We start from the raw sequence: 21,688 nt of genomic DNA on the forward strand, positions 1-21,688 counted from the left end.
AAAGATTTCCGGAGTTTGCCATGGCCATCGCCGTTCCCCTGAACGAGGTCTCCAGCCCCACGTTGAAGAAGCGTCTTGCGCATGCCGAGCGGGTGAACCGCTGGAAAGCACAGGCCCTGATTGCGCCGTTGGTTATTTTTTTGCTGTTGGTATTTCTGGTACCGATCGCAGCACTGCTCTACAAAAGCGTCGGCAACCCTGAAGTGGTTGAGGGTTTGCCGCGCACGGTCGTGGCGGTGGCGGGTTGGGACGGTAAAGGCTTACCGGCGGAGCCGGTTTACCGGGCACTCAGCGAAGACTTGGCTGAGGCGCGCAAAAATCAAGTGTTAGGGGATTTATCCAAGCGCCTGAACATGGAGTTGGCCGGCTACCGCAGCTTGCTGATGAAAACCGCGAAGGCTTTACCGTTCAAGACTGCCCCCGAATCTTATAAAGATGCATTGGAAAATGTTGATGAGCGCTGGGGCGACCCGGCGTATTGGCAGGCCATCAAGCGCAACATCTCAAGCGTCACACCGTTTTACCTGCTGGCAGCAGTCGATCACCGTATCGATGATCTGGGCGAAATCGCTCAGGCGACGCCGGATCAGTCGATCTACCTCGATATTTTTGCCCGCACCTTCTGGATGGGGTTTGTGATTACCTGCATCTGTCTGGTGCTGGCGTATCCGTTGGCGTATTTGTTGGCTAACTTGCCGGCGCGTCAAAGCAACTTGCTGATGATTCTGGTGTTGTTGCCGTTCTGGACGTCGGTACTGGTGCGGGTCGCGGCCTGGATTGTGTTGCTGCAATCGGGCGGCCTGATCAACAGCGCGTTGATCAGCATGGGCCTGATCGATCAACCGCTGGAGTTGGTGTTCAACCGGGTCGGGGTCTACATCTCGATGGTGCACATCCTCCTGCCTTTTATGATTTTGCCGATCTACAGCGTGATGAAAGGTATTTCTCCCACTTACATGCGCGCGGCCATCTCACTGGGCTGTCATCCATTTGCCAGCTTCTGGCGGGTGTATTTCCCGCAGACCTACGCGGGTGTTGGCGCGGGTTGCTTGCTGGTGTTCATCATTGCGATTGGCTACTACATAACCCCGGCGTTGTTGGGCAGTCCGAATGATCAAATGGTCAGTTACTTCGTGGCGTTTTACACCAACACGAGCATCAACTGGGGGATGGCGACAGCGTTGGGCGGCTTGCTCCTGCTGGCGACCGTGGTGCTGTACCTGATTTACAACTGGCTGGTAGGCGCCACACGCCTGCGTTTGAGCTGAGGAGGTTGCGATGCTGAGTCCCTACATGTCCCCGATTGAGCGGGTGTGGTTTTACAGTTTGCGCATCCTGTGCGGGTTGATTTTGCTGTTCCTGATTTTGCCGGTGTTGGTGATCATCCCGCTGTCATTCAACTCGGGCAGTTTTCTGGTGTACCCGCTGCAAGGATTTTCATTGCATTGGTATCAGGACTTTTTTGGCTCTGCGGAATGGATGCGGGCGTTGAAAAACAGCGTCATCGTGGCCCCTGCTGCGACGGTACTGGCGATGGTGTTCGGTACGCTCGCGGCGATCGGCCTGACCCGTGGGCACTTCCCCGGCAAAGCGCTGGTCATGGCGCTGGTGATCTCGCCCATGGTAGTGCCGGTGGTTATTATCGGTGTGGCCAGCTATTTGTTCTTCGCCCCGTTGGGGTTGGGCAACAGTTATTTTTCGCTGATCGTTGTGCACGCCGTGCTGGGTGTTCCGTTTGTGATCATTACCGTGTCAGCGACCTTGCAAGGGTTCAACCACAACCTGGTCAGAGCGGCGGCGAGCTTGGGCGCTTCACCGCTGACAGCGTTTCGCCGGGTGACATTGCCGCTGATTGCGCCGGGTGTCATATCCGGTGCGCTGTTTGCCTTTGCCACCTCTTTTGATGAAGTGGTAGTAACGCTGTTTTTGGCCGGGCCTGAGCAAGCGACCTTGCCACGGCAGATGTTCAGCGGTATCCGCGAGAACCTCAGCCCTACCATCGCTGCAGCAGCGACGTTGTTGATCGGTTTTTCGGTCGTGTTGCTGCTCACGCTGGAATGGTTGCGCGGTCGCAGTGAGAAACTGCGCACGGCGCAGGCGTAAGGCTTACATCCAGCAAGCATCCCATAAGGGGTAATCACCGATTCGCGTGGTCAATCGTGCGCGGATCGGGTTTTTGATGATGTAGCGGGCGATGTCTTTTATATCCTCCTCATCGCGTAAAGCTCGGTCGTGATAACCCTTTTGCCACAGTCGGCCGGATGACCGGCAAGCCTGATTAACCGTTACGCTGCTGCGCGACTTCACGCGGCACATCACTTCTGCGAGCGTTTTATCATTAAGTTCGATCAGCCAATGGAAATGATCAGGCATCACAACCCAAGCCTTGGATGTCACGACCCCTTCGTCATGCGCCTGCCTGAATTGCTCCACAACAAGACGGCCTAAATGAAAGTCCTTGAAAATGGGCCGTCTTTGTTGGGTGGTACTGGTTAGAAGATAAAGGCGGCCCTGCTCAGAGTGGCGGCCGATACGCAGGCGGTAAGCGTTCTTTGACGTTGGCAATCCATTGCCCTCCGTGATTGATTTTCTTAACCTAGATCACTTACATACTTGCCACTGAAGCAACCCTTGACCAAGTATTACACCACCTCGTAGCAGCTGCCGAAGGCTGCGTCCGAGTGCGCAGCGCTCGTGAAATGGGTGATACCAACCTGTCATGAAAAATGGATCTTCAGGGTTTGCGGCCTGCGGCCGAACGTCGCCTTCGGCAACTGCTACGGGGGGAAATGTATAGCGCGAACGGGTCGGCGGTATACAATGCGCGCCACCGTGTTTTGCTCATTAAAGGTGCGTTATGCAGCCCTTCGCTATTGCCCCATCGATTCTCTCTGCCGATTTCGCCCGTCTTGGCGAAGAAGTCGACAATGTGCTCGCCGCTGGCGCTGATATCGTGCATTTCGATGTCATGGACAATCACTACGTCCCCAACCTGACCATTGGCCCGATGGTGTGTTCGGCCCTGCGCAAGTATGGCGTCACCGCACCCATCGATGTGCATCTGATGGTCAGCCCCGTTGATCGCATCATCGGCGACTTTATCGAAGCCGGCGCGACCTTTATCACCTTTCACCCAGAAGCGACCCAGCATATCGACCGCTCTTTGCAATTGATCCGCGAAGGTGGCTGCAAGGCCGGTCTGGTGTTCAATCCAGCCACGCCGCTGGACGTGCTCAAGTACGTAATGGACAAGGTCGACATGGTCTTGCTGATGAGTGTTAACCCAGGTTTTGGCGGGCAGAAGTTTATCCCCGGCACGCTGAACAAACTGCGTGAAGCGCGCGCACTGATCGATGCGTCGGGCCGTGATATTCGCCTGGAAATCGACGGCGGCGTCAACGTGGCTAATATCCGTGAAATCGCAGAGGCCGGTGCTGATACATTCGTCGCCGGTTCGGCGATTTTCAACACCCCGAACTACGAAGAAGTCATCCAGAAAATGCGCGCCGAGCTTGCGTTGGCGCGCCCATGAGTCGCTTCGAGCAGTTGCTTAAAGGGCAACTGCCCAAGCTGGTGATGTTCGATCTGGACGGCACCCTGATTGATTCCGTGCCGGATCTGGCCGCTGCTGTGGAAACGATGCTACACACGCTCGGTCGCCCACCCGCCGGTATAGAAAACGTGCGGATATGGATTGGCAACGGTGCACCGATGTTGGTGCGCCGCGCACTGGCGGGCAATATCGAGGCATCGGGCGTTGATGACGCCGAAGCCGAGCAAGCGCTGGAGATTTTCATGACGGCCTACGAGGGCGGTCATGGACACACCACGGTCTATCCGGGGGTGCGTGAAAGCCTCAAGTGGTTGCAAAAACAGGGCGTTGAAATGGCCCTGATCACCAACAAGCCTGAGCGTTTCGTCGCCCCCTTGCTGGATGAACTCAAGCTGGGACGGTTTTTTCGCTGGATTATCGGCGGCGATACCCTGCCGCAAAAAAAACCCGACCCGGCTGCGCTGTTATTTGTGATGAAAATGGCGGGTGTGACACCACGAGAATCACTTTTTATCGGCGATTCACGCAATGACGTGCTGGCTGCCAAAGCCGCTGGCGTACGCTGCGTGGCACTGAGTTATGGCTACAATCACGGTCGTCCGATTGAAGAAGAGTCGCCGGATATGGTCATCGACAACCTGCAAGAGCTGATAGCCGGTTGCTTAGATTCTGCACCTGATATAACGTTGGGCAATTCCGTTCACCCCTCTCGAAGAGATTCCATCGTGGTGGTCACTCGCAAACTCTGGATGAAAGTTATCAAGGCCCTGGCCCGTTGGCGTTGGCGCGCCTGACTTGAATCTGGCCGCTGAGTCGGCACGTTTGCACACCTGACCGTTTTACCCTCAGACCACGAGGCACCTCATGATCCGCGAAGAATTCCTGCGCATGGCCGCTGCTGGCTACAACCGTATCCCGTTGGCCCGCGAAACCCTGGCCGACTTCGACACGCCGCTGTCCATCTACCTGAAACTGGCCGATCAGCCCAACTCCTATTTGTTGGAGTCGGTGCAGGGCGGTGAGAAGTGGGGCCGTTACTCGATCATTGGCTTGCCGTGCCGCACCGTGTTGCGTGTGCATGAGCACCAGATCCGGGTGACCCAGGATGGTGTAGAAATCGAAGCACACGAATCCGAAGACCCACTGGCGTTTGTCGAAGCTTTCAAAGCCCGTTACAACGTACCGACCATTGCGGGTTTACCGCGTTTCAATGGTGGCCTGGTGGGTTACTTCGGTTATGACTGTGTGCGCTATGTGGAGAAGCGTTTGGGTAAATGCCCGAACCCTGATCCACTGGGCGTGCCGGACATTCTGTTGATGGTGTCGGATGCAGTGGTGGTATTCGACAACCTGGCCGGCAAGATGCACGCGATTGTGCTGGTTGATCCTGCTCAGCCAGACGCTTACGAAGAAGGTCAGGCCCGTCTTGAGGCGCTGCTTGAACAGTTGCGTCAGCCGATGGCACCTCGACGCGGTCTGGATTTCACCCGCCAGCAAGCGGCTGATCCGGTGTTTCGCTCCAGCTTCACGCAGGACGACTACGAAAAAGCTGTCGACACCATCAAGGACTACATCCTTGCGGGTGATTGCATGCAAGTGGTGCCGTCGCAACGCATGTCCATCGACTTCAAGGCTGCGCCGATCGATTTGTACCGTGCGCTGCGCTGCTTCAACCCGACACCTTATATGTACTTTTTCAACTTTGGTGACTTCCACGTGGTGGGCAGTTCGCCAGAAGTGCTGGTACGGGTAGAAGACAACCTGATTACCGTGCGACCGATCGCCGGCACGCGCCCTCGGGGTGCGACCGAAGAAGCCGATCTGGCATTGGAAAAAGACCTGTTGAGTGACGACAAGGAAATCGCCGAGCACTTGATGCTGATTGACCTTGGGCGCAACGACACGGGGCGCGTTTCTGAAACCGGCTCGGTCAAACTCACCGAGAAAATGGTAATCGAGCGTTACTCCAATGTTATGCACATTGTGTCCAACGTTACGGGTCAGCTTAAAAGCGGGCTGACGGCAATGGACGCGCTGCGTGCCATTCTGCCCGCGGGCACTTTGTCCGGGGCACCCAAAATTCGGGCGATGGAAATCATCGACGAACTGGAGCCCGTCAAGCGTGGTGTATATGGCGGGGCAGTGGGTTATTTCGCCTGGAATGGCAACATGGACACGGCCATTGCCATTCGTACCGCAGTGATCAAAAACGGTGAGCTGCATGTGCAAGCGGGTGGCGGCATTGTGGCTGACTCGGTGCCTGCGCTGGAGTGGGAAGAGACGCTGAACAAACGCCGTGCGATGTTTCGCGCGGTAGCGCTCGCTGAACAAACCCCCACGACTGACGCCTGAGGAGCTTTGCCATGTTGTTGATGATCGATAATTACGACTCTTTTACGTACAACGTAGTGCAGTACCTCAGCGAGCTGGGTGCCGTCGTCAAGGTGGTGCGCAACGACGAACTGACCGTGGCTGAGATCGAAGCGCTCAAACCAGAGCGCATCGTAGTGTCGCCGGGTCCGTGTACACCGAATGAGGCGGGTATCTCGCTTGAAGCCATCAAGCATTTCGCCGGCAAGCTGCCGATTCTGGGTGTATGCCTGGGGCATCAATCCATCGGCCAGGCTTTTGGCGGCGATGTAGTGCGTGCCAGAGAAGTGATGCACGGCAAAACCAGCCCGGTCTATCACCTTGATAAGGGTGTATTTCAAGGGCTGAACAACCCGCTGACCGTGACCCGTTATCACTCTTTGGTGGTCAAGCGCGATACCTTGCCCGAGTGCCTGGAGTTGACGGCCTGGACGCAGCAACCTGATGGCTCGGTAGACGAGATCATGGGCTTGCGTCACAAAACGCTGAACATCGAAGGGGTGCAATTTCACCCTGAGTCGATCCTGACCGAGCAAGGCCATGAGCTGTTTGCCAATTTCCTCAAACAAACCGGCGGCATGCGCTAAGGACTTTTTATGGATATCAAGACAGCCCTGACCCGCATCGTCGGACATCTCGATCTGAGCACTGAAGAGATGCGCGATGTGATGCGCGACATCATGACCGGTCAATGCACCGAAGCGCAGATTGGCGCCTTCATGATGGGCATGCGCATGAAGAGTGAAAGCATCGACGAAATTGTCGGTGCCGTAACGGTGATGCGCGAGTTGGCAGACAAGGTTGAACTCAAAACCCTCGACGGTGTGGTCGATATTGTCGGCACCGGCGGGGATGGTGCGAATATTTTCAACGTCTCTACAGCCTCTGCATTGGTTATCGCAGCCGCTGGTTGCACGGTCGCCAAACACGGCAACCGCGCAGTGTCGGGTAAAAGTGGCAGCGCTGATTTGCTTGAAGCAGCAGGCGTCTACCTCAATCTGACTCCGGTTCAAGTGGCTCGCTGCATCGACAGCGTGGGTATTGGTTTTATGTTTGCCCAGTGCCATCACGGTGCAATGAAGCACGCAGCCATTGCCCGACGCGATTTGGGCATGCGCACACTCTTTAATATGCTTGGCCCGCTTACGAATCCGGCCGGCGTTGTGCATCAAGTGGTCGGGGTGTTCAATCAGGCGTTGTGCCGTCCCTTGGCTGAAGTGTTGCAACGCTTGGGCAGCAAACATGTGTTGGTGGTGCATTCGCAAGATGGCCTGGATGAGTTCAGCCTTGCAGCGCCAACGTATGTTGCAGAGCTGCGTAAAGGCGAAATTACTGAGTATTGGGTTCAGCCCGAAGATTTTGGTATCAAGAGTCAGAGCCTGTTTGGTCTGGTGATAGACAGCCCCGAACAATCTCTGGAGCTGATTCGTGACGCCTTGGGGCGCCGTAAAACAGAGGCCGGACAAAAAGCAGCCGACATGATCGTGCTCAATGCCGGTGCTGCGCTTTATGCGGCAGACCTTGCCTACACACTTAAAGAAGGTGTGGCGTTGGCACACGATGCGCTGCATACCGGGTTGGCTCGAGAGAAACTTGAAGAGCTGGGTGCCTTTACCGCTGTTTTCAAACAGGAGAATGAAGCATGAGTGTGCCTACCGTTCTGGAAAAAATTCTGGCGCGAAAAGTTCAGGAGGTCGCCGAGCGCAGCGCGCGGGTGAGTCTGGCTGAACTTGAACGTATGGCAGCTCAGGCTGACCCTGTACGCGGCTTTGCCAAGGCTCTATTGGCGCAGGCCAAGTTGAAGCAGCCTGCGGTGATTGCCGAAATTAAAAAGGCATCCCCTAGCAAAGGCGTCATTCGCGAGGACTTCGTGCCTGCCGACATTGCCAGAAGCTATGAAGCCGGCGGTGCGACCTGTTTGTCCGTGCTGACTGACATTGACTTCTTCCAAGGTGCTGACGCTTACCTGCAACAAGCTCGTGCAGCCTGCAAACTGCCTGTTATCCGCAAAGATTTCATGATTGACCCGTATCAGATTGTCGAAGCCCGTTCGTTGGGCGCTGACTGCGTGCTCTTGATCGTCTCCGCGCTGGATGACGTGAAAATGGCTGAATTGGCGTCGGTTGCCAAAGGTGTGGGTCTGGATGTACTGGTTGAGGTGCATGACGGCGCTGAGCTGGAACGGGCACTGAAAATCCTTGATACACCGCTGGTGGGGATTAACAATCGTAATTTGCACACCTTTGATGTCAGCCTGGAAACCACTCTTGACCTGTTGCCACGTGTCCCGCGTGATCGGCTGGTGATTACCGAGAGCGGAATTCTCAATCGGGCGGATGTTGAGCTGATGGAAATCAGTGACGTTTATTCATTCCTGGTGGGTGAAGCCTTTATGCGTGCTGAAAATCCGGGGAACGAGTTGCAACGTTTGTTCTTCCCTGAGCGCAACATCCAGATCACAGGTTCTACGCTGGATTGATACGCCGCGCAGTTTTTTAGTCGCTGGCGCAGGCTTGAAAGAGCCTGCGCCAGGGTATTTTCCGTTGCCCCTTGGGCCGCGCCTGTTGGTAGCTATCAGGGATGTTAATGACACTCATCCAGGCACTCACCGTCGAAGCCGGGCTTAAAGCAGAGCAGGATTTGTTGGCTTCGGTGTGTGCAGGGGAGCGCCGTGCGGGCCTGCTGTTCTGGCAACCCACTGATAGGGCGTTAGTCATGCCGCGTCGTTTGAGTCGCTTACCCGACTTTGAGCAAGCCAGCGTTGAACTGGCGGCTAGTGGTTGGCCGATTCTGTTGCGTGAGACGGGCGGCGAACCTGTGCCGCAATCCCCTTCAACAATCAATATCGCTCTGGTTTACGCGCCGCCTCGCAGTGAGGACGATCGTGCCCGCATTGAGACGGCTTATCTGCGTTTGTGCAATCCGCTCTGCGAGTTACTGACCGAGTTGGGTGCGCAGGCTTCTGTTGGCGAAGTTGAGGGCGCATTTTGTGACGGTCGCTACAACGTCAATCTTAATGGGCGCAAGCTGGTGGGGACGGCCCAACGCTGGCGTCAGAGCCAAGGCGGTCAGCGGCCTGTCGGTCTGGTTCACGGGGCATTACTGGTAGAAAACGAGCGAGAGTCGATGGTGGCTGCCGTCAATCGTTTCAATGAGCGCTGCGGCCTTGAGCCAAACTGTCGGGCCGAAAGCCATATCGCATTACACGAAGTGTTTAATAATCCCGATTTCTTTGAGCGGTTGAGCGCCAGCTACCAACAAATACTGGCGCCTGTCTTCGACCTTTAGCGTGTACCAAATACCACCATGGTTTTACCTTTGACGCTCACCAGATTCTGCTCTTCCAGATCTTTGAGCACACGCCCCACCATCTCTCGCGAACAGCCCACAATTCTACCGATTTCCTGTCGGGTTACTTTGATTTGCATCCCGTCCGGGTGAGTCATGGCGTCGGGTTGTTTACACAACTCAAGTAAGCAGCGTGCCACTCGACCTGTGACGTCAAAGAATGCCAAATCGCCCACTTTGCGCGTGGTGTTTCGCAATCTCTGTGCGATTTGTTCGCTTATAGCGAAAAGAATTTCCGGTTCTTGTTGTGCGTATTCTCTGAATTTCGCATAGCTAATTTCCGCAACTTCACACTCGGTCTTCGCTCGAACCCAGGCACTGCGTTTCTGTATCTGTCCGGCGTGTTCAAACAAACCCAGCTCACCAATGAAATCACCCGAATTTAGGTAGGCGATGATCATTTCACGATTGCCATCATCCTCGATCACAATGGTTACCGAGCCTTTGATAATGAAGAACAGTGTGTGTGACTGTTCGCCCGCGCAAATGATGTTGCTCTTGGCCGCATAGCGTTTGCGTTGGCATTGAGTCAAAAATTTGTCTAGGTTTTTGATCTTGGATAGGGGGGTAAAAGCAACCATGGTTGTTTCCCAAAAGCATGCACAGTAGGGGCTGGATCTATTTTTATAGAGAGCGCTGGCTGGCTGGCGCCAGTGAATTGGCGCCAGCTTAACAGACAGATTCTGTCCGGTAGGCAGAATTTTCCTTACATCGTGTAGGTTAAAGGTATATGCGTGGTCAGCCCTGTATTTTGGACGCTGTGCTAAGCTGGCGCCCCTTTTAAAGCAGTGGAGTCTGGGTGATGAAGGCACGCATTCAATGGGCTGGCGAAGCCATGTTTCTGGGCGAGTCAGGCAGCGGCCACGTCGTCGTGATGGATGGGCCGCCCGAGAGCGGTGGTCGTAATCTAGGTGTACGACCGATGGAAATGCTTCTGCTGGGTCTTGGCGGATGCAGCAACTTTGACGTGGTCAGCATTCTCAAAAAATCACGCCAGGCCGTTGAAAGTTGTGAAGCGTTCCTTGAAGCCGAACGTGCCACTGAAGACCCGAAAGTGTTTACCAAGATCCATCTGCACTTTGTCGTTAAAGGTCGTGGTCTTAAAGAAGCTCAGGTTAAACGTGCAATTGAACTGTCAGCGGAGAAGTATTGCTCTGCGTCGATCATGTTGGGCGCTGCGGGTGTAGCCATTAGCCACGATTATGAAATTGTTGAATTGGGCTGAGTGATCATTCAATTTTCATAAATGCATTGCAGGCTCTGGTGAACGGTCGCCGAGGTCTGCATAATGCGCCACTTTTTTAAGGGTCGTGGCCGGGAATATTTCCGGTCACATGCCCGAACAGATAACCAAAATCGCCATCGCGAAGAGGTGTTAACCGTCCTACGCAGGTGCGTCCACGCACTTGACGGGCATGCTGGATCACGCGGCCGAGCCGCATCGACATAGAGAGTTTTATAACGGTGAAAAGCAAACTCAAGCTCCACGGGTTCAATAACCTGACAAAGACCTTGAGCTTCAACATCTATGACATCTGCTACGCGGAAACCCCGCAAGACCAGCAGGCATACGTTGAGTACATCAATCAAGAGTACGATGCAGAACGCCTGACGCAGATCCTTACAGATGTGGTTGATATCATTGGTGCCAACATCCTGAACATCGCTCGTCAGGATTACGATCCCCAGGGCGCCAGCGTGACAATTCTGATTTCAGAGCAGCCGGTGATTCCGACCGAAAGCCAAATTGAAGAATCCCCAGGTCCGCTGCCCGAGACCATTCTGGCTCACCTCGACAAAAGTCATATCACGGTGCATACCTATCCGGAAATTCATCCGGTCGATGGGATTGCGACGTTCCGTGTGGATATTGATGTGTCGACGTGCGGCGTTATTTCACCGCTTAAAGCTCTCAACTATCTGATCCATCAGTTTGATTCAGATATCGTGACTGTCGATTACCGCGTGCGTGGTTTTACCCGTGACGTTGAAGGTAAAAAGCACTTTATCGATCACGAGATCAATTCAATTCAGAATTACCTTTCTGAAGACACCCGTGACGGTTATCAGATGACCGACGTGAATGTGTACCAAGAGAACTTGTTCCACACCAAGATGTTGCTTAAAGACTTTGAACTGGACAACTACTTGTTCGGCGATGCGACCAGCAATCTATCGGTTGAACAACGGGCTCAGGTGACCGAGCGCGTGAAGCATGAAATGCTCGAAATCTTTTATGCCAGGAACATGGCGTAAAATTTCAGTTATTAAAAAGGCGACTACCGAAAGGTAGTCGCCTTTTTTGCTTCTGGCGCGACAGATAATGCCTGACCGTTAAATGCGGTAGGTACTTTTAGTCATGACTTTGGCCATCAGGCTCATACCAAATTTGACTGGCGCGGGAAAGCGGAAGCCACCGGCTTGTAATGCGGATTCAGCATGGTGGGCTTCGTCTATGCGCATTTGCTCGAGAATCGCGCGAGACTTTTCGTCTTCGGCAGGGAGTTGCTCAAGGTGCTCATTAAGATGTTTGCACACTTGATCTTCGGTCGCTGCTACAAACCCCAGGCTTACTTTGTCGCTAATCAAACCCGCCACTGCGCCAATCCCGAAAGACATGCCGTAAAACAGAGGGTTTAACACGCTAGGGTGGCTGCCTAATTGGCGAATACGCTGCTCGCACCACGCCAAGTGATCGATCTCCTCTTCGGCCGCGTGCTCCATTGCTTCGCGTACCTGTGGCAGCTTGGCGGTCAAGGCCTGGCCTTGATACAGCGCTTGGGCGCAGACCTCGCCGGTATGGTTAATGCGCATTAATCCGGCAACATGGCGTGCTGCCTTGTCATCCAGCGGGTGCTCGGGTTTTACAATGGCGGGCGACGGGCGGTGAGGTTGGCCACTGAAGGGCAGCAATGTGCGCATCGCGGTATCGGCTTGTAACAGTAGACGGTCAATCGGCGAGTAGTGACGTTGGGTAGTCATGCTTACCTCCGGAAAAAATCACGGAGGCCAGTTTACCCCAATCCAGGTGCAAGGGGCTGCACGGGATGTTCTGCAGACGTGGGCGCAGCAGTGCACCCACGGTATGGCGCAGCGTTCAATCAGCCCGGCGGCCAGTTCATCTGACGTTGACCCAGAACGTGCATATGGATGTGGTAGACCGTTTGTCCGCCTTTTTCATTGCAGTTCATTACCACCCGGAACCCGTCTTCGCAGCCCAGCTCTTTGGCGAGCCGTTGGGCAGTGAACAGGATATGCCCTGCCAGTGGCTTGTCCTCTTCGGTCAGGTCGTTGAGGGTACGGATCGGTTTTTTGGGGATAACCAAAAAATGAATCGGTGCTTGTGGAGCTATATCGTGAAAAGCGAGTACTTGATCATCTTCATAGATGATCTTTGCAGGTATTTCACGGTTGATAATCTTGGTAAACAGGGTATCCAAAGCAGTGTCTCCGTGAGTGAAGTCCGGTCTGAGTGTACTCAGCAGAGCGAGTTACGCCCAGTCGCGTTAACGGGGGCAATAGGATTTGTTCACAGAGGCCGCTATTTTTCGTGTCATCCATCGTGACAGCACACGCGGGATGCGTGTTAGCCAGCGATTCCGTCGACCCGGAATAATGAGTGCTTTGTTTTTTTCCAGCGCGCGCACCGTGTAAAGCGCAACTTCTTCGGGGGTCATACAAGCGGAATTTTGCTTGATCGCCTCTGCATTCATCTTGGACGCTTCAAAAAAGCCAGTACGGGTAATGCCAGGGCAAAGCACCGATACTTTGATGCCCGTTTTCTTTACTTCCTCACGTAAACCTTCGGAAAAGTGCAGGACATACGCTTTACTTGCGTAGTACGTGCTCAGCCACGGACCAGGCTGAAAGGCCGCGATGGAAGACACATTGAGAATTTGCCCACCACCTTGCACCGCCATCATATTGCCGATTGCGTGACACAACCGGGTAAGCGCGAGGATGTTAAGTTCGATCAGGTCTTGTTCCGCGCTCCAGTCATGCGCCAGGAAGGGGCCACAGGTGCCAATGCCAGCACAATTGACCAGCAGGTCGATCTGACGATCACCTTCTTCAAGTTCCAGCAGAAAGCCAGAGAGACGCAACGGTTCGCCCAGATCGCAGGCCCGGAACAACACCTCGACGCCGAAACGTTGGGTCAGCTCGAGCGCAATGCTTTCGAGTGCGTCACGTTGGCGGGCCACTAAAATCAGGCTGCGGCCACGGCGTGCCAAGGCTTCAGCCAAGGCCAGGCCGATACCGCTGGAAGCACCAGTGATTAAAGCGTAACGGGTCATGCTGTTCTCCATCGCAACGGTGCTGTCCGGTGACAATGACGTCCCTGGCGTTAACGCGTTCTTAAAGAAACAGAGTCTACAGGCTCAAGCTGTTCACTGCGCTGATGAAAATGTAGGCCAGTGGAGAGGTTGCAATTGCACCAATGCCGGCAATGAATACACAGTAGATGAAGACAAAAATCGAGCCTACGATTTTAACTGTCCGGCTGTTTGGCGGAGGAGGGGCTCCAAAGCGATTCGAGCCTGGGGTGCCAGGCATCACTACCGCCATGATTCCGAAGATCAGGTTGGCGATAGGCACCAGTTGGAATAGCAACATCCACGCGGAATAATTTAAGTCGTGCAAGCGTTGAGCGGTAATTCTGATGCTAAATATTACATAAAGAATAGATCCGACCCCGATAATCCCGAGAGAAATGATCGGCGACTGCAATCCCATCAAAAGACCAACTGAGCATAAGGACAGATAAATTAATGCCAAGCCCAGTTGCCAAACGATAAGGCGTAAACGTCCTATCCGAGCTTCAAAGCCAAGAAACTCCAGTTTTGCGTACTGCACTTCAGGGGGCGTTTGCAGGTCATGTTCTGACATCTAGGCTTCCTTGTTACTGGGGGAGATTTATCGTTCAAAAAAAAGCCCGCCTAAAGGGCGGGCTCAGAGTCTCAATAAGATGCTTAGCAATCAGGAAGTCGATTCACCCGCTTTATAGCTTCGCGGTATTCCGTATCGAGTCGAGTGATCAACTGCTGCGTAGTAGGCACATCATTGATGGCACCTACGCCTTGGCCAGCAGACCAAACGGTCTTCCATGCTTTTGCTTCGTCGTTGAGTGGTTTGAGCCGGGTACCGGTGCTGCTCTCGCTTTTAACTTGCAATGTGGCGAGGTCAAAGCCTGCATTTTCGAGGCTTTGGCGCATGAAACTTGCCGGTACACCCGAAACGGCAGCAGTGTGAACGATGTCGACTGCTCGGGATGTCAGAACCATTTGTTTGTATTCGTCAGGTGCATGACTTTCTTGTGTAGCTATAAACCGCGTGCCTAAGTAGGCAAGATCCGCCCCGATGACTTGCGCCGCCAAGATCTCGTGGCCATGGTTCAAACAACCTGCAAGCAACACCGTTTTGTCGAAGAATTGGCGAATTTCAGCCACCAGGGCAAAAGGGCTCCATGTGCCTGCATGTCCGCCCGCTCCTGCCGCCACGGCGATCAAGCCATCGACTCCTGCTTCAGCGGCCTTCTCGGCATGGCGTCGGGTAGTGACGTCGTGGAACACCAGGCCACCATAGCTGTGAACAGCATCTACAACTTCTTTCACTGCACCCAGGCTGGTGATGACGATGGGGACTTTGTGCTCGATACAGATCGCCAGATCAGCCTGTAGGCGCGGGTTGCTGTTATGCACAATCAGGTTAACCGCGTAGGGCGCTGGATTTTTCAATGAGGCCAGACCCGCCTCAATTTCCTCCAGCCATGCCTTGAAACCACTGCTCTCGCGTTGATTGAGTGCAGGGAAACTGCCTACAACGCCATTAGCGCAACAGGCCAGCACGAGTTGTGGATTGGAAATCAGAAACATGGGGGCTGCCACTACCGGCAGACGCAAGCATTGTTCAAGCTGGACGGGCAGTGACATTGAAGACCTCGCAGAAGGGGGGGATTTTAGAACGGTTTGACCACCACCAGAATGACGATAGCAATCAAGAACAGCACCGGTACTTCATTGAACCATCTATAGAACACATGGCTACGAGTGTTTTCGCCACGGGCAAAGCGTTTTACCTGTGCGCCACACATGTGGTGGTAACCGATGAGCAGAAATACCAGCGTCAGTTTGGCGTGCATCCACCCTTGGCTGAGGAAGCCTGGAGCAAGGTAGAGCAGCCAGCCGCCGAAGATGAGTGTGGCGATCATTGCTGGGCCCATGATGCCGCGATACAGCTTGCGCTCCATCAGGCTGAATCGCTCTTTGCTGACAGAGTCTTCGCTTTGAGCGTGGTAAACAAACAGGCGTGGTAAGTAAAACAGCCCGGCAAACCAACAGACGATGCTGATGATATGAAAGGCCTTGAGCCATAGATAAAGCATTTTTAGTTATTCCCAGGTTCACGGTAGGGCAAATAGTAGTAGTAGAGCGCCCGGGAGTCACCTTGGCAGTTGTCGCATGGGCGCTCTGTCCCTATTATCAGAGGCTTTCCAGTTGTTTCGTTGAGGGCAGGTTATGGTCAAGGTCGGTATTGTCGGCGGCACGGGTTACACCGGAGTCGAATTACTGCGTTTGCTGGCTCAGCATCCCCAGGCTGAGGTGGTTGTAATCACTTCTCGATCTGAAGCGGGCCTGCCAGTTGCCGATATGTATCCCAACCTGCGCGGTCATTACGACGGCTTGGCTTTCAGTGTCCCGGATACACAAACGCTGGCTGCCTGTGATGTTGTGTTTTTCGCCACGCCCCACGGCGTCGCCCATGCGCTGGCAGGTGAACTACTGGCAGCAGGCACCAAGGTAATCGATCTTTCCGCTGATTTCCGTTTGCAGGACGCCGATGAGTGGGCCAAGTGGTACGGTCAGCCGCACGGTGCACCTGAGTTGTTGAAGGAAGCGGTTTACGGTCTTCCAGAGGTTAATCGCGAGCAAATCAAGCAAGCTCGATTGATTGCTGTGCCGGGCTGTTATCCAACGGCAACTCAATTGGGCTTCCTGCCTTTGCTGGAAGCAGGGCTGGCCAATACCTCCATGCTCATTGCTGACTGTAAGTCCGGTGTAAGTGGCGCAGGACGTGGTGCCAGCGTGGGGTCGTTATATGCCGAAACGTCAGAGAGCATGAAGGCCTACGCCGTTAAAGGGCATCGGCATTTACCCGAGATTCGTCAGGGCTTGCGCCGTGCAGCCGGTAAGGATGTCGGCTTGACCTTTGTGCCGCATTTGACCCCGATGATCCGTGGTATTCACTCCACGCTCTACGCGACGGTGGTTGACCATGCTGTCGACCTGCAAGCTTTGTTCGAGAAGCGCTACGCCAATGAGCCTTTTGTCGACGTGATGCCTGCGGGCAGTCATCCGGAAACCCGTAGTGTTCGGGGTGCCAACGTATGTCGGATTGCGGTACATCGTCCGCAAGGAGGAGATCTGGTTGTCGTGCTGTCGGTTATCGATAACCTGGTCAAAGGGGCTTCGGGTCAGGCTGTTCAGAACATGAATATCCTATTCGGTCTTGACGAGCGTCTTGGCCTTTCTCATGCAGGGATGTTGCCTTAGAAGCAGCTGCAAGCTGCTAGGGAAGAGAATTTTCGGTTTCTAGCTTGCAGCTTGTTGCTGAAAACTTGCCGCTGCTCTTCAAATAGTTGACCGCTTTTCTGGGAGAAGCGGATAATGCGCGTCATCACGCATTATGGCGGCACAGCGCCGGGAGATAGTCAGCATGAGCGTCGAATCCTTCACCCCCATGGCTTTGCAATTCACTGAAGGTGCTGCGCACAAGGTGAAGAGCCTGGTCGATGAAGAGGGTAATGATCGTCTGAAGTTGCGAGTTTTCGTAACGGGCGGCGGTTGTTCCGGTTTTCAATACGGTTTTACTTTCGATGAAGAAGTAGCCGATGACGACACCATTGTTGAGCGCGAGGGCGTTAGCTTGGTGGTTGACCCAATGAGCTTCCAATACTTGGCAGGTGCCGAGGTGGATTATCAGGAAGGTCTGGAAGGCTCTCGTTTCGTAATCAAAAACCCTAATGCCACCACTACTTGTGGTTGTGGGTCTTCGTTTTCGATCTGATTGCACAGAGTAGGTGTCACACTCAACGCCGCGTAGATTCGCGGCGTTTTGCTAACTGGCCTTTAGTGGGCCGTTGTCAGGCCGGATAGATCGCGCCCAGTACACGCAGGCCGTGTGCGCCCGTAACGCTGGGGCGATTGGTGGGGATGTTTTCAAGGCAGCAGTGGGCAAGCCACGCAAAAGCCATGGCTTCAACCCAGTCAGGATCAACACCTCTGGCCATTGTGCTATTGACCTCAGTGTCCGGGAGCAATTGCTTCAAGCGAGTCATGAGTGCCGCATTGTGAGCGCCTCCACCGCAAACAAGGAGTTCATCTGTGTGTGGCTGAGCCGCTTGCAGTGACTGCACGATGGTCAATGCGGTGAGCTCAAGGAGGGTTGCCTGGACGTTTTTAGCGGCAAAGCTAGGCAGAGCCAGTAGATGCTGTTTCAGCCACTTGAGGTTGAATACTTCTCGGCCGGTACTTTTTGGGCCTTGGGTCTGGAAGAAAGGGTCGCGCAGCAGAGACTCAAGAAGCAGTGGTTCTATATCGCCACTGGCTGCCCACTGACCACTGCGGTCGTACAGCTCACCCTTCTTATCTTGTATCCAGGCATCAAGCAGAACATTCCCTGGGCCGCAATCGAATCCTGCGACAGGTTTTTCTGTTGTTATCAGGCTTAAGTTACTGAAGCCGCCAATGTTCAATACCGCACGATTAGCGGATCCATGTGTAAACAGGGCTTCATGGAATGCAGGAACAAGAGGTGCTCCTTGTCCGCCGGCGGCGACATCTCGGCGCCGAAAATCGCTGACCACGCTTATGCCTGTTAGCTCAGCCAGTAAAGCGGGATTACCAATTTGCACTGTCCAGCCTTGGGCGGGCTCGTGACGTATGGTCTGACCGTGGCTACCTATGGCGCGGATATGTTCAGGGGCGAGTTTTTGCTGCGAGAGCAGGTCATTGACCCCTTGGGCAGCTAGCCTTGCCCAGTGGTTTTCTGCAATGGCGCTACGTGCCACTTCGTCCGGCCCGCTGGCACATAGACTCAGCAGCTCGCTGCGGAGGTCTTCGGGCATAGGGATGTAATGAGTGGCCAGCAGTGTAATGTTCGCCCCGAGTTCAATCAGCGCGATGTCCATACCGTCAAGGCTGGTTCCGGACATCACGCCTATATAGAGAGCCATTGCTTAGCGCTTGCTCGAGGCCAGGAGGGTGGCCTTTTCCTGATTCATGCGAGCCATCAATGGCTGGCTTTGCTGCAGGAAGCGCGTACGTTCTGCTTTCGCTATCGGATCAGACATGGGTAGCTTTTGGCCAAGAGGGTCAACGTGTACGCCGTTGACCTGGAACTCGTAATGCAAATGAGGGCCGGTCGAAAGTCCAGTTGTTCCGATGTAGCCAATCACTTGGCCTTGCTTCACGGAGCCGCCCGTCTTCACGCCTTTGGCAAAGCCTTGCATGTGGCCATAAAGCGTACGGTAAGTATTGCCATGCTGAATGATGATGGTGTTGCCGTAGCCGCCACGGCGTCCCGCCAGGAGTACCTTGCCGTCACCGGTTGCTTTGATTGGCGTGCCACGTGGGGCTGCGTAATCGACGCCCTTGTGTGCACGAATCTTGTTAAGAATTGGATGTTTGCGACCTGCTGAGAAACGCGAGCTGATTCGGGCGAAATCCACAGGTGTGCGGATGAAGGCCTTGCGCATGCTGTTGCCATCAGCGGTGTAGTAATTGCTTGTGCCCTGTTTGTTGGTATAGCGCACTGCTGTAAAGGTTTTGCCGCGGTTGGTAAAACGGGCAGAAAGAATGTTCCCAGTGCCTACGGTTTTACCGTTGACGACCTTCTGTTCATAGATCACTTCAAACTGATCGCCAGGGCGAATGTCCTGAGCGAAATCAATGTCGTAGCCGAATACCTTGGCCATATCCATTGTCAGGCTGTGAGGTAATCCTGCGCGTTGGCCAGATGCAGAAAGGGAGCTGGTAATGACGCCGTGCACATAAGCAGAGCGTACTGTCGGCAATGTCGTTACACGACGAAATGAATAGCCTTTAGCGGTTTTGCTGAGGGTTATGGTTTCAAGGTCGCTAACTTGGCTGTGAAGGTTGTTCAGCTGGCCGTCTGGGGTCATTTCGAACTCGAGCTTTTGCCCGTGTTTCAATTGGCTGAACTGCTTGGCTTGCTTGTCGCTGGCCAGAATTTCATGCACTGCAGACGCAGGCAGGCCGACTTTCTCGAAAAGCGTAGAGAGCGTATCGCCTTTGGCTACGAGGACTTCGCGGTGGCTGGGAGATTTGTCTTCTTCAGCTTTAACCGTGGAGTTTTGAGGCGGGTCAATTTCGGCAAATGGAGGCGGACTCACTTCATTTGTGGCTTGAACGAGATCGGAAGCGTCTTGTTCTTGTGTCAGTTGCTCAGCAGGGCTTTCCAGCTCAAGGCTGAGGTTCGTTCTTTTGGCTTCAACTTCGCTGGAAGGAAATACCAGCAAAGCCAAGCTTAGAAGGGCGGCGATACCACTTGCTGCGAGCAGGTGGGTCTTCGGATAAAGCGGTGGCGCTTTAGGCGGCTGACTGGTCATAGATAATTTGACTTTGAATAAAGGATGAATTGGAAAAGATGACTGGCACGGTGAAGATGAAATAACTGTATAAAATATAACCAAATCACCCTTGAAGCAAGTCTACGAGCTATTCACCGACGGATAGTGGGCCGTATGCCGGTCAAAACTTGTAATTAGTCTCTGATCTTGTATGTTGGTTCCCTTTGAATTTGAGCCTTACGGGTCTGATATGAAGTCGGTAGAAGAGCAGCTAGCGCTAATAAAGCGTGGTGCCGAAGAGGTACTGGTCGAGTCTGAATTGGTTGAGAAGCTCAAGCGCGGTCAGCCGTTGCGTATTAAGGCTGGATTCGACCCTACAGCACCGGATCTGCACTTGGGGCACACCGTACTGATTAATAAGCTGCGTCAGTTCCAGGAGCTGGGTCATCACGTGATTTTCCTTATAGGGGATTTCACCGGGATGATTGGCGATCCAAGCGGGAAAAGTGCTACGCGTCCGCCGTTGACGCGAGAGCAAGTGCTCGATAATGCCGAGACGTACAAGACCCAAGTATTCAAGATTCTTGATCCTGCCAAAACCGAGGTGGCTTTTAACTCCACCTGGATGGATCAAATGAAGCCAGCAGACTTCATTCGTCTTACCTCTCAATACACCGTTGCTCGTATGCTTGAGCGCGACGATTTTGATAAGCGCTACACCACTAATCAGCCTATCGCTATTCATGAGTTTCTTTATCCGCTTGTACAGGGTTATGACTCTGTGGCTTTAAAGGCAGATGTGGAGCTTGGTGGTACAGATCAGAAATTCAACTTGCTGATGGGGCGTGAGCTGCAGCGTGGCTACGGCCAGGAAGCACAGTGCATTGTGACAATGCCTCTGCTTGAAGGGTTGGATGGCGTCAAGAAGATGTCCAAATCCTTGGGTAACTATGTCGGTATCCAGGAGGCGCCAGGTGTGATGTACAGCAAGCTGGTTTCCATACCTGATGCTCTGATGTGGCGCTACTTTGAACTGTTGAGCTTTCGTTCCATGGACGAAATCAATGCATTCAAGGCTGAGGTTGACGCCGGTGCTAACCCTCGTGATATCAAGATCAAGCTGGCTGAAGAAATTGTGGCTCGCTTCCATGGGGAAGAGGCTGCTGCCAATGCGCACCGTGGTGCCGGCAATCGCATGAAAGATGGCGAGCTGCCTGATGATCTGCCAGAGGTTGAGTTGACTGCTTCTGAGGATATGCCGATTGCCGCCGTCCTTAATAAGGCGGGGCTGGTGAAGAATTCTGCCGTGGCGCGAGACCTGCTGGGGTCGGGTGGTGTGCGTATAGATGGTGAGGTTGTTGATCGCACCTATATATATGTACTGGGCTCGACTCATGTGTGTCAGGCCGGCAAGAAGGCTTTTGCGCGCATCACGCTAAAAGCGGAGTAAGGCTGGTTCAGGGTTAATTGATAGGTTTGATCAATTAACCCTTGACTCGAAAACGCAACTGTCTATAATTCGCCCCACTTCCGGCGCAGTCGAAACGGAAAACTCCTTGAGATTCAATGAGTTGTACGGTTTTCGGCGGTGTCAGCTTCAAGTCATCGAAGCAGGAAATGAGGTGTTGACAGCAGCGTGTAACGCTGTAGAATTCGCCTCCCGCTAACGAGAGATCGAAAGCGCAAGTGGTTGATGTTACAGAGGAAACTTTGAAAACATCTTAAAATAACCGCTTGACAGCAACAGAGGCTGCTGTAGAATGCGCGCCTCGGTTGAGCGAAAGCTTAACCAACCGCTCTTTAACAACTGAATCAAGCAATTCGTGTGG

24 protein-coding genes are annotated in these 21,688 nt (G+C 53.8%); 14 read left to right on the forward strand and 10 right to left on the reverse strand.

Translation table 11 applies throughout. The features are described 5' to 3' along the window. Positions 1–20 precede the first annotated feature (20 nt). A complete protein-coding gene (locus tag EQV93_RS06430) occupies positions 21–1,268 on the forward strand; it encodes an ABC transporter permease (protein ID WP_146386079.1) in 1,248 nt (415 codons plus the stop codon). A gap of 10 nt (positions 1,269–1,278) precedes the next feature. Further along, positions 1,279–2,103, forward strand: a complete 825-nt coding sequence (locus EQV93_RS06435; protein WP_122784180.1) for an ABC transporter permease — start codon at positions 1,279–1,281, stop codon at positions 2,101–2,103. A gap of 3 nt (positions 2,104–2,106) precedes the next feature. Here the strand turns inward: EQV93_RS06435 and EQV93_RS06440 are convergent, their stop codons facing one another. Further along, positions 2,107–2,565: an REP-associated tyrosine transposase gene (locus tag EQV93_RS06440; protein ID WP_122784181.1), complete on the reverse strand. Its 459-nt coding sequence runs from the start codon at positions 2,563–2,565 to the stop codon at positions 2,107–2,109. A gap of 292 nt (positions 2,566–2,857) precedes the next feature. Between EQV93_RS06440 and rpe the strand changes: the two genes are divergently transcribed. The 7 genes from rpe (at position 2,858) to EQV93_RS06475 (ending at position 9,211) form a co-directional block, all read left to right on the forward strand. Further along, complete coding sequence (gene rpe, locus EQV93_RS06445; protein WP_122784182.1) at positions 2,858–3,532, forward strand: ribulose-phosphate 3-epimerase; 675 nt, start codon at positions 2,858–2,860, stop codon at positions 3,530–3,532. Continuing rightward, the gene (locus EQV93_RS06450; RefSeq protein ID WP_146386081.1) at positions 3,529–4,347 is read left to right on the forward strand and encodes a phosphoglycolate phosphatase; all 819 of its coding nucleotides are present in this window, start codon (positions 3,529–3,531) and stop codon (positions 4,345–4,347) included. The genes rpe and EQV93_RS06450 overlap by 4 nt, the downstream gene beginning before the upstream one ends. Before the next feature lie 70 nt (positions 4,348–4,417). After that, positions 4,418–5,905, forward strand: coding sequence for an anthranilate synthase component I (trpE, locus tag EQV93_RS06455; protein ID WP_240891152.1), 1,488 nt, complete (start codon positions 4,418–4,420; stop codon positions 5,903–5,905). 11 nt (positions 5,906–5,916) lie between these two features. After that, positions 5,917–6,510 carry an aminodeoxychorismate/anthranilate synthase component II gene (locus tag EQV93_RS06460; protein WP_122784185.1) on the forward strand — a complete coding sequence of 198 codons (594 nt, stop codon included), beginning with the start codon at positions 5,917–5,919 and terminating at the stop codon, positions 6,508–6,510. A gap of 9 nt (positions 6,511–6,519) precedes the next feature. After that, complete coding sequence (gene trpD / locus EQV93_RS06465; protein ID WP_122784186.1) at positions 6,520–7,569, forward strand: anthranilate phosphoribosyltransferase; 1,050 nt, start codon at positions 6,520–6,522, stop codon at positions 7,567–7,569. Then, a complete protein-coding gene (gene trpC / locus EQV93_RS06470) occupies positions 7,566–8,402 on the forward strand; it encodes an indole-3-glycerol phosphate synthase TrpC (protein WP_240891153.1) in 837 nt (278 codons plus the stop codon). The genes trpD and trpC overlap by 4 nt, the downstream gene beginning before the upstream one ends. 107 nt (positions 8,403–8,509) lie before the next feature. Then, a complete protein-coding gene (locus EQV93_RS06475; protein WP_240891155.1) occupies positions 8,510–9,211 on the forward strand; it encodes a lipoate--protein ligase family protein in 702 nt (233 codons plus the stop codon). On the opposite strand, the gene crp is transcribed toward EQV93_RS06475, so the two are convergent. Beyond that, positions 9,208–9,852, reverse strand: coding sequence for a cAMP-activated global transcriptional regulator CRP (gene crp, locus EQV93_RS06480; RefSeq protein WP_122784189.1), 645 nt, complete (start codon positions 9,850–9,852; stop codon positions 9,208–9,210). The genes EQV93_RS06475 and crp overlap by 4 nt on opposite strands. A gap of 221 nt (positions 9,853–10,073) precedes the next feature. Between crp and EQV93_RS06485 the strand changes: the two genes are divergently transcribed. Both EQV93_RS06485 and speD read left to right on the forward strand, forming a co-directional pair. Next, on the forward strand, positions 10,074–10,496 hold the full coding sequence (locus EQV93_RS06485) for an OsmC family protein (protein WP_122784190.1): 423 nt from the start codon (positions 10,074–10,076) through the stop codon (positions 10,494–10,496). 239 nt (positions 10,497–10,735) lie between these two features. Further along, complete coding sequence (gene speD / locus EQV93_RS06490; RefSeq protein WP_122784191.1) at positions 10,736–11,527, forward strand: adenosylmethionine decarboxylase; 792 nt, start codon at positions 10,736–10,738, stop codon at positions 11,525–11,527. Positions 11,528–11,605: 78 nt separating this feature from the next. Here the strand turns inward: speD and coq7 are convergent, their stop codons facing one another. From coq7 to hemJ, 6 genes are all read right to left on the reverse strand, one after another. Continuing rightward, positions 11,606–12,253: a 2-polyprenyl-3-methyl-6-methoxy-1,4-benzoquinone monooxygenase gene (gene coq7, locus EQV93_RS06495; RefSeq protein ID WP_122784192.1), complete on the reverse strand. Its 648-nt coding sequence runs from the start codon at positions 12,251–12,253 to the stop codon at positions 11,606–11,608. A gap of 119 nt (positions 12,254–12,372) precedes the next feature. Then, positions 12,373–12,711 (reverse strand): histidine triad nucleotide-binding protein, encoded by a 339-nt coding sequence (locus EQV93_RS06500; RefSeq protein ID WP_083369746.1) that lies wholly within the window; start codon positions 12,709–12,711, stop codon positions 12,373–12,375. 66 nt (positions 12,712–12,777) lie between these two features. Further along, positions 12,778–13,566: an SDR family NAD(P)-dependent oxidoreductase gene (locus EQV93_RS06505; protein WP_122784193.1), complete on the reverse strand. Its 789-nt coding sequence runs from the start codon at positions 13,564–13,566 to the stop codon at positions 12,778–12,780. Positions 13,567–13,642: 76 nt separating this feature from the next. Further along, positions 13,643–14,158 (reverse strand): DUF805 domain-containing protein, encoded by a 516-nt coding sequence (locus EQV93_RS06510; RefSeq protein ID WP_146386087.1) that lies wholly within the window; start codon positions 14,156–14,158, stop codon positions 13,643–13,645. Positions 14,159–14,241: 83 nt separating this feature from the next. Then, the gene (locus EQV93_RS06515) at positions 14,242–15,201 is read right to left on the reverse strand and encodes an NAD(P)H-dependent flavin oxidoreductase (protein WP_122784195.1); all 960 of its coding nucleotides are present in this window, start codon (positions 15,199–15,201) and stop codon (positions 14,242–14,244) included. A gap of 26 nt (positions 15,202–15,227) precedes the next feature. Next, positions 15,228–15,653: a protoporphyrinogen oxidase HemJ gene (gene hemJ / locus EQV93_RS06520; protein ID WP_122784196.1), complete on the reverse strand. Its 426-nt coding sequence runs from the start codon at positions 15,651–15,653 to the stop codon at positions 15,228–15,230. Positions 15,654–15,786: 133 nt separating this feature from the next. Here hemJ and argC point away from each other — a divergent pair, with 133 nt between their 5' ends. Together argC and erpA are read left to right on the forward strand one after the other, a co-directional pair. After that, entirely contained in the window at positions 15,787–16,821 is a 1,035-nt protein-coding gene (gene argC / locus EQV93_RS06525) for an N-acetyl-gamma-glutamyl-phosphate reductase (RefSeq protein WP_122784197.1), read from the forward strand. A gap of 163 nt (positions 16,822–16,984) precedes the next feature. Continuing rightward, positions 16,985–17,335, forward strand: a complete 351-nt coding sequence (gene erpA / locus EQV93_RS06530; protein ID WP_003444456.1) for an iron-sulfur cluster insertion protein ErpA — start codon at positions 16,985–16,987, stop codon at positions 17,333–17,335. A gap of 76 nt (positions 17,336–17,411) precedes the next feature. On the opposite strand, the gene EQV93_RS06535 is transcribed toward erpA, so the two are convergent. Together EQV93_RS06535 and EQV93_RS06540 are read right to left on the reverse strand one after the other, a co-directional pair. After that, entirely contained in the window at positions 17,412–18,503 is a 1,092-nt protein-coding gene (locus tag EQV93_RS06535; RefSeq protein WP_240891157.1) for an anhydro-N-acetylmuramic acid kinase, read from the reverse strand. Between the two features lie 3 nt (positions 18,504–18,506). Then, a complete protein-coding gene (locus tag EQV93_RS06540) occupies positions 18,507–19,898 on the reverse strand; it encodes a peptidoglycan DD-metalloendopeptidase family protein (RefSeq protein ID WP_122784199.1) in 1,392 nt (463 codons plus the stop codon). A gap of 211 nt (positions 19,899–20,109) precedes the next feature. On the opposite strand from EQV93_RS06540, the gene tyrS reads away from it, so the two are divergent. Then, on the forward strand, positions 20,110–21,309 hold the full coding sequence (gene tyrS, locus EQV93_RS06545) for a tyrosine--tRNA ligase (RefSeq protein WP_122784205.1): 1,200 nt from the start codon (positions 20,110–20,112) through the stop codon (positions 21,307–21,309). The last annotated feature ends 379 nt before the right edge of the window (positions 21,310–21,688 follow it).

Origin of the sequence: Pseudomonas sp. TMW22091, assembly GCF_022496705.1 — a bacterium.
Lineage (GTDB): Bacteria > Pseudomonadota > Gammaproteobacteria > Pseudomonadales > Pseudomonadaceae > Aquipseudomonas > Aquipseudomonas saxonica.

Excerpts from the sequence above, each read along its gene's own strand:
- EQV93_RS06430 (WP_146386079.1), top strand. The coding sequence starts at position 21 with ATGGCCATCGCCGTTCCCCTGAACGAGGTCTCCAGCCCCACGTTGAAG.
- EQV93_RS06435 (WP_122784180.1), top strand. The coding sequence starts at position 1,279 with ATGCTGAGTCCCTACATGTCCCCGATTGAGCGGGTGTGGTTTTACAGT.
- rpe (WP_122784182.1), top strand. The coding sequence starts at position 2,858 with ATGCAGCCCTTCGCTATTGCCCCATCGATTCTCTCTGCCGATTTCGCC.
- EQV93_RS06450 (WP_146386081.1), top strand. The coding sequence starts at position 3,529 with ATGAGTCGCTTCGAGCAGTTGCTTAAAGGGCAACTGCCCAAGCTGGTG.
- trpE (WP_240891152.1), top strand. The coding sequence starts at position 4,418 with ATGATCCGCGAAGAATTCCTGCGCATGGCCGCTGCTGGCTACAACCGT.
- EQV93_RS06460 (WP_122784185.1), top strand. The coding sequence starts at position 5,917 with ATGTTGTTGATGATCGATAATTACGACTCTTTTACGTACAACGTAGTG.
- trpD (WP_122784186.1), top strand. The coding sequence starts at position 6,520 with ATGGATATCAAGACAGCCCTGACCCGCATCGTCGGACATCTCGATCTG.
- trpC (WP_240891153.1), top strand. The coding sequence starts at position 7,566 with ATGAGTGTGCCTACCGTTCTGGAAAAAATTCTGGCGCGAAAAGTTCAG.
- EQV93_RS06475 (WP_240891155.1), top strand. The coding sequence starts at position 8,510 with ATGACACTCATCCAGGCACTCACCGTCGAAGCCGGGCTTAAAGCAGAG.
- crp (WP_122784189.1), bottom strand. The coding sequence starts at position 9,852 with ATGGTTGCTTTTACCCCCCTATCCAAGATCAAAAACCTAGACAAATTT.
- EQV93_RS06485 (WP_122784190.1), top strand. The coding sequence starts at position 10,074 with ATGAAGGCACGCATTCAATGGGCTGGCGAAGCCATGTTTCTGGGCGAG.
- coq7 (WP_122784192.1), bottom strand. The coding sequence starts at position 12,253 with ATGACTACCCAACGTCACTACTCGCCGATTGACCGTCTACTGTTACAA.
- EQV93_RS06505 (WP_122784193.1), bottom strand. The coding sequence starts at position 13,566 with ATGACCCGTTACGCTTTAATCACTGGTGCTTCCAGCGGTATCGGCCTG.
- EQV93_RS06510 (WP_146386087.1), bottom strand. The coding sequence starts at position 14,158 with ATGTCAGAACATGACCTGCAAACGCCCCCTGAAGTGCAGTACGCAAAA.
- EQV93_RS06515 (WP_122784195.1), bottom strand. The coding sequence starts at position 15,201 with ATGTCACTGCCCGTCCAGCTTGAACAATGCTTGCGTCTGCCGGTAGTG.
- hemJ (WP_122784196.1), bottom strand. The coding sequence starts at position 15,653 with ATGCTTTATCTATGGCTCAAGGCCTTTCATATCATCAGCATCGTCTGT.
- argC (WP_122784197.1), top strand. The coding sequence starts at position 15,787 with ATGGTCAAGGTCGGTATTGTCGGCGGCACGGGTTACACCGGAGTCGAA.
- erpA (WP_003444456.1), top strand. The coding sequence starts at position 16,985 with ATGAGCGTCGAATCCTTCACCCCCATGGCTTTGCAATTCACTGAAGGT.
- EQV93_RS06535 (WP_240891157.1), bottom strand. The coding sequence starts at position 18,503 with ATGGCTCTCTATATAGGCGTGATGTCCGGAACCAGCCTTGACGGTATG.
- EQV93_RS06540 (WP_122784199.1), bottom strand. The coding sequence starts at position 19,898 with ATGACCAGTCAGCCGCCTAAAGCGCCACCGCTTTATCCGAAGACCCAC.
- tyrS (WP_122784205.1), top strand. The coding sequence starts at position 20,110 with ATGAAGTCGGTAGAAGAGCAGCTAGCGCTAATAAAGCGTGGTGCCGAA.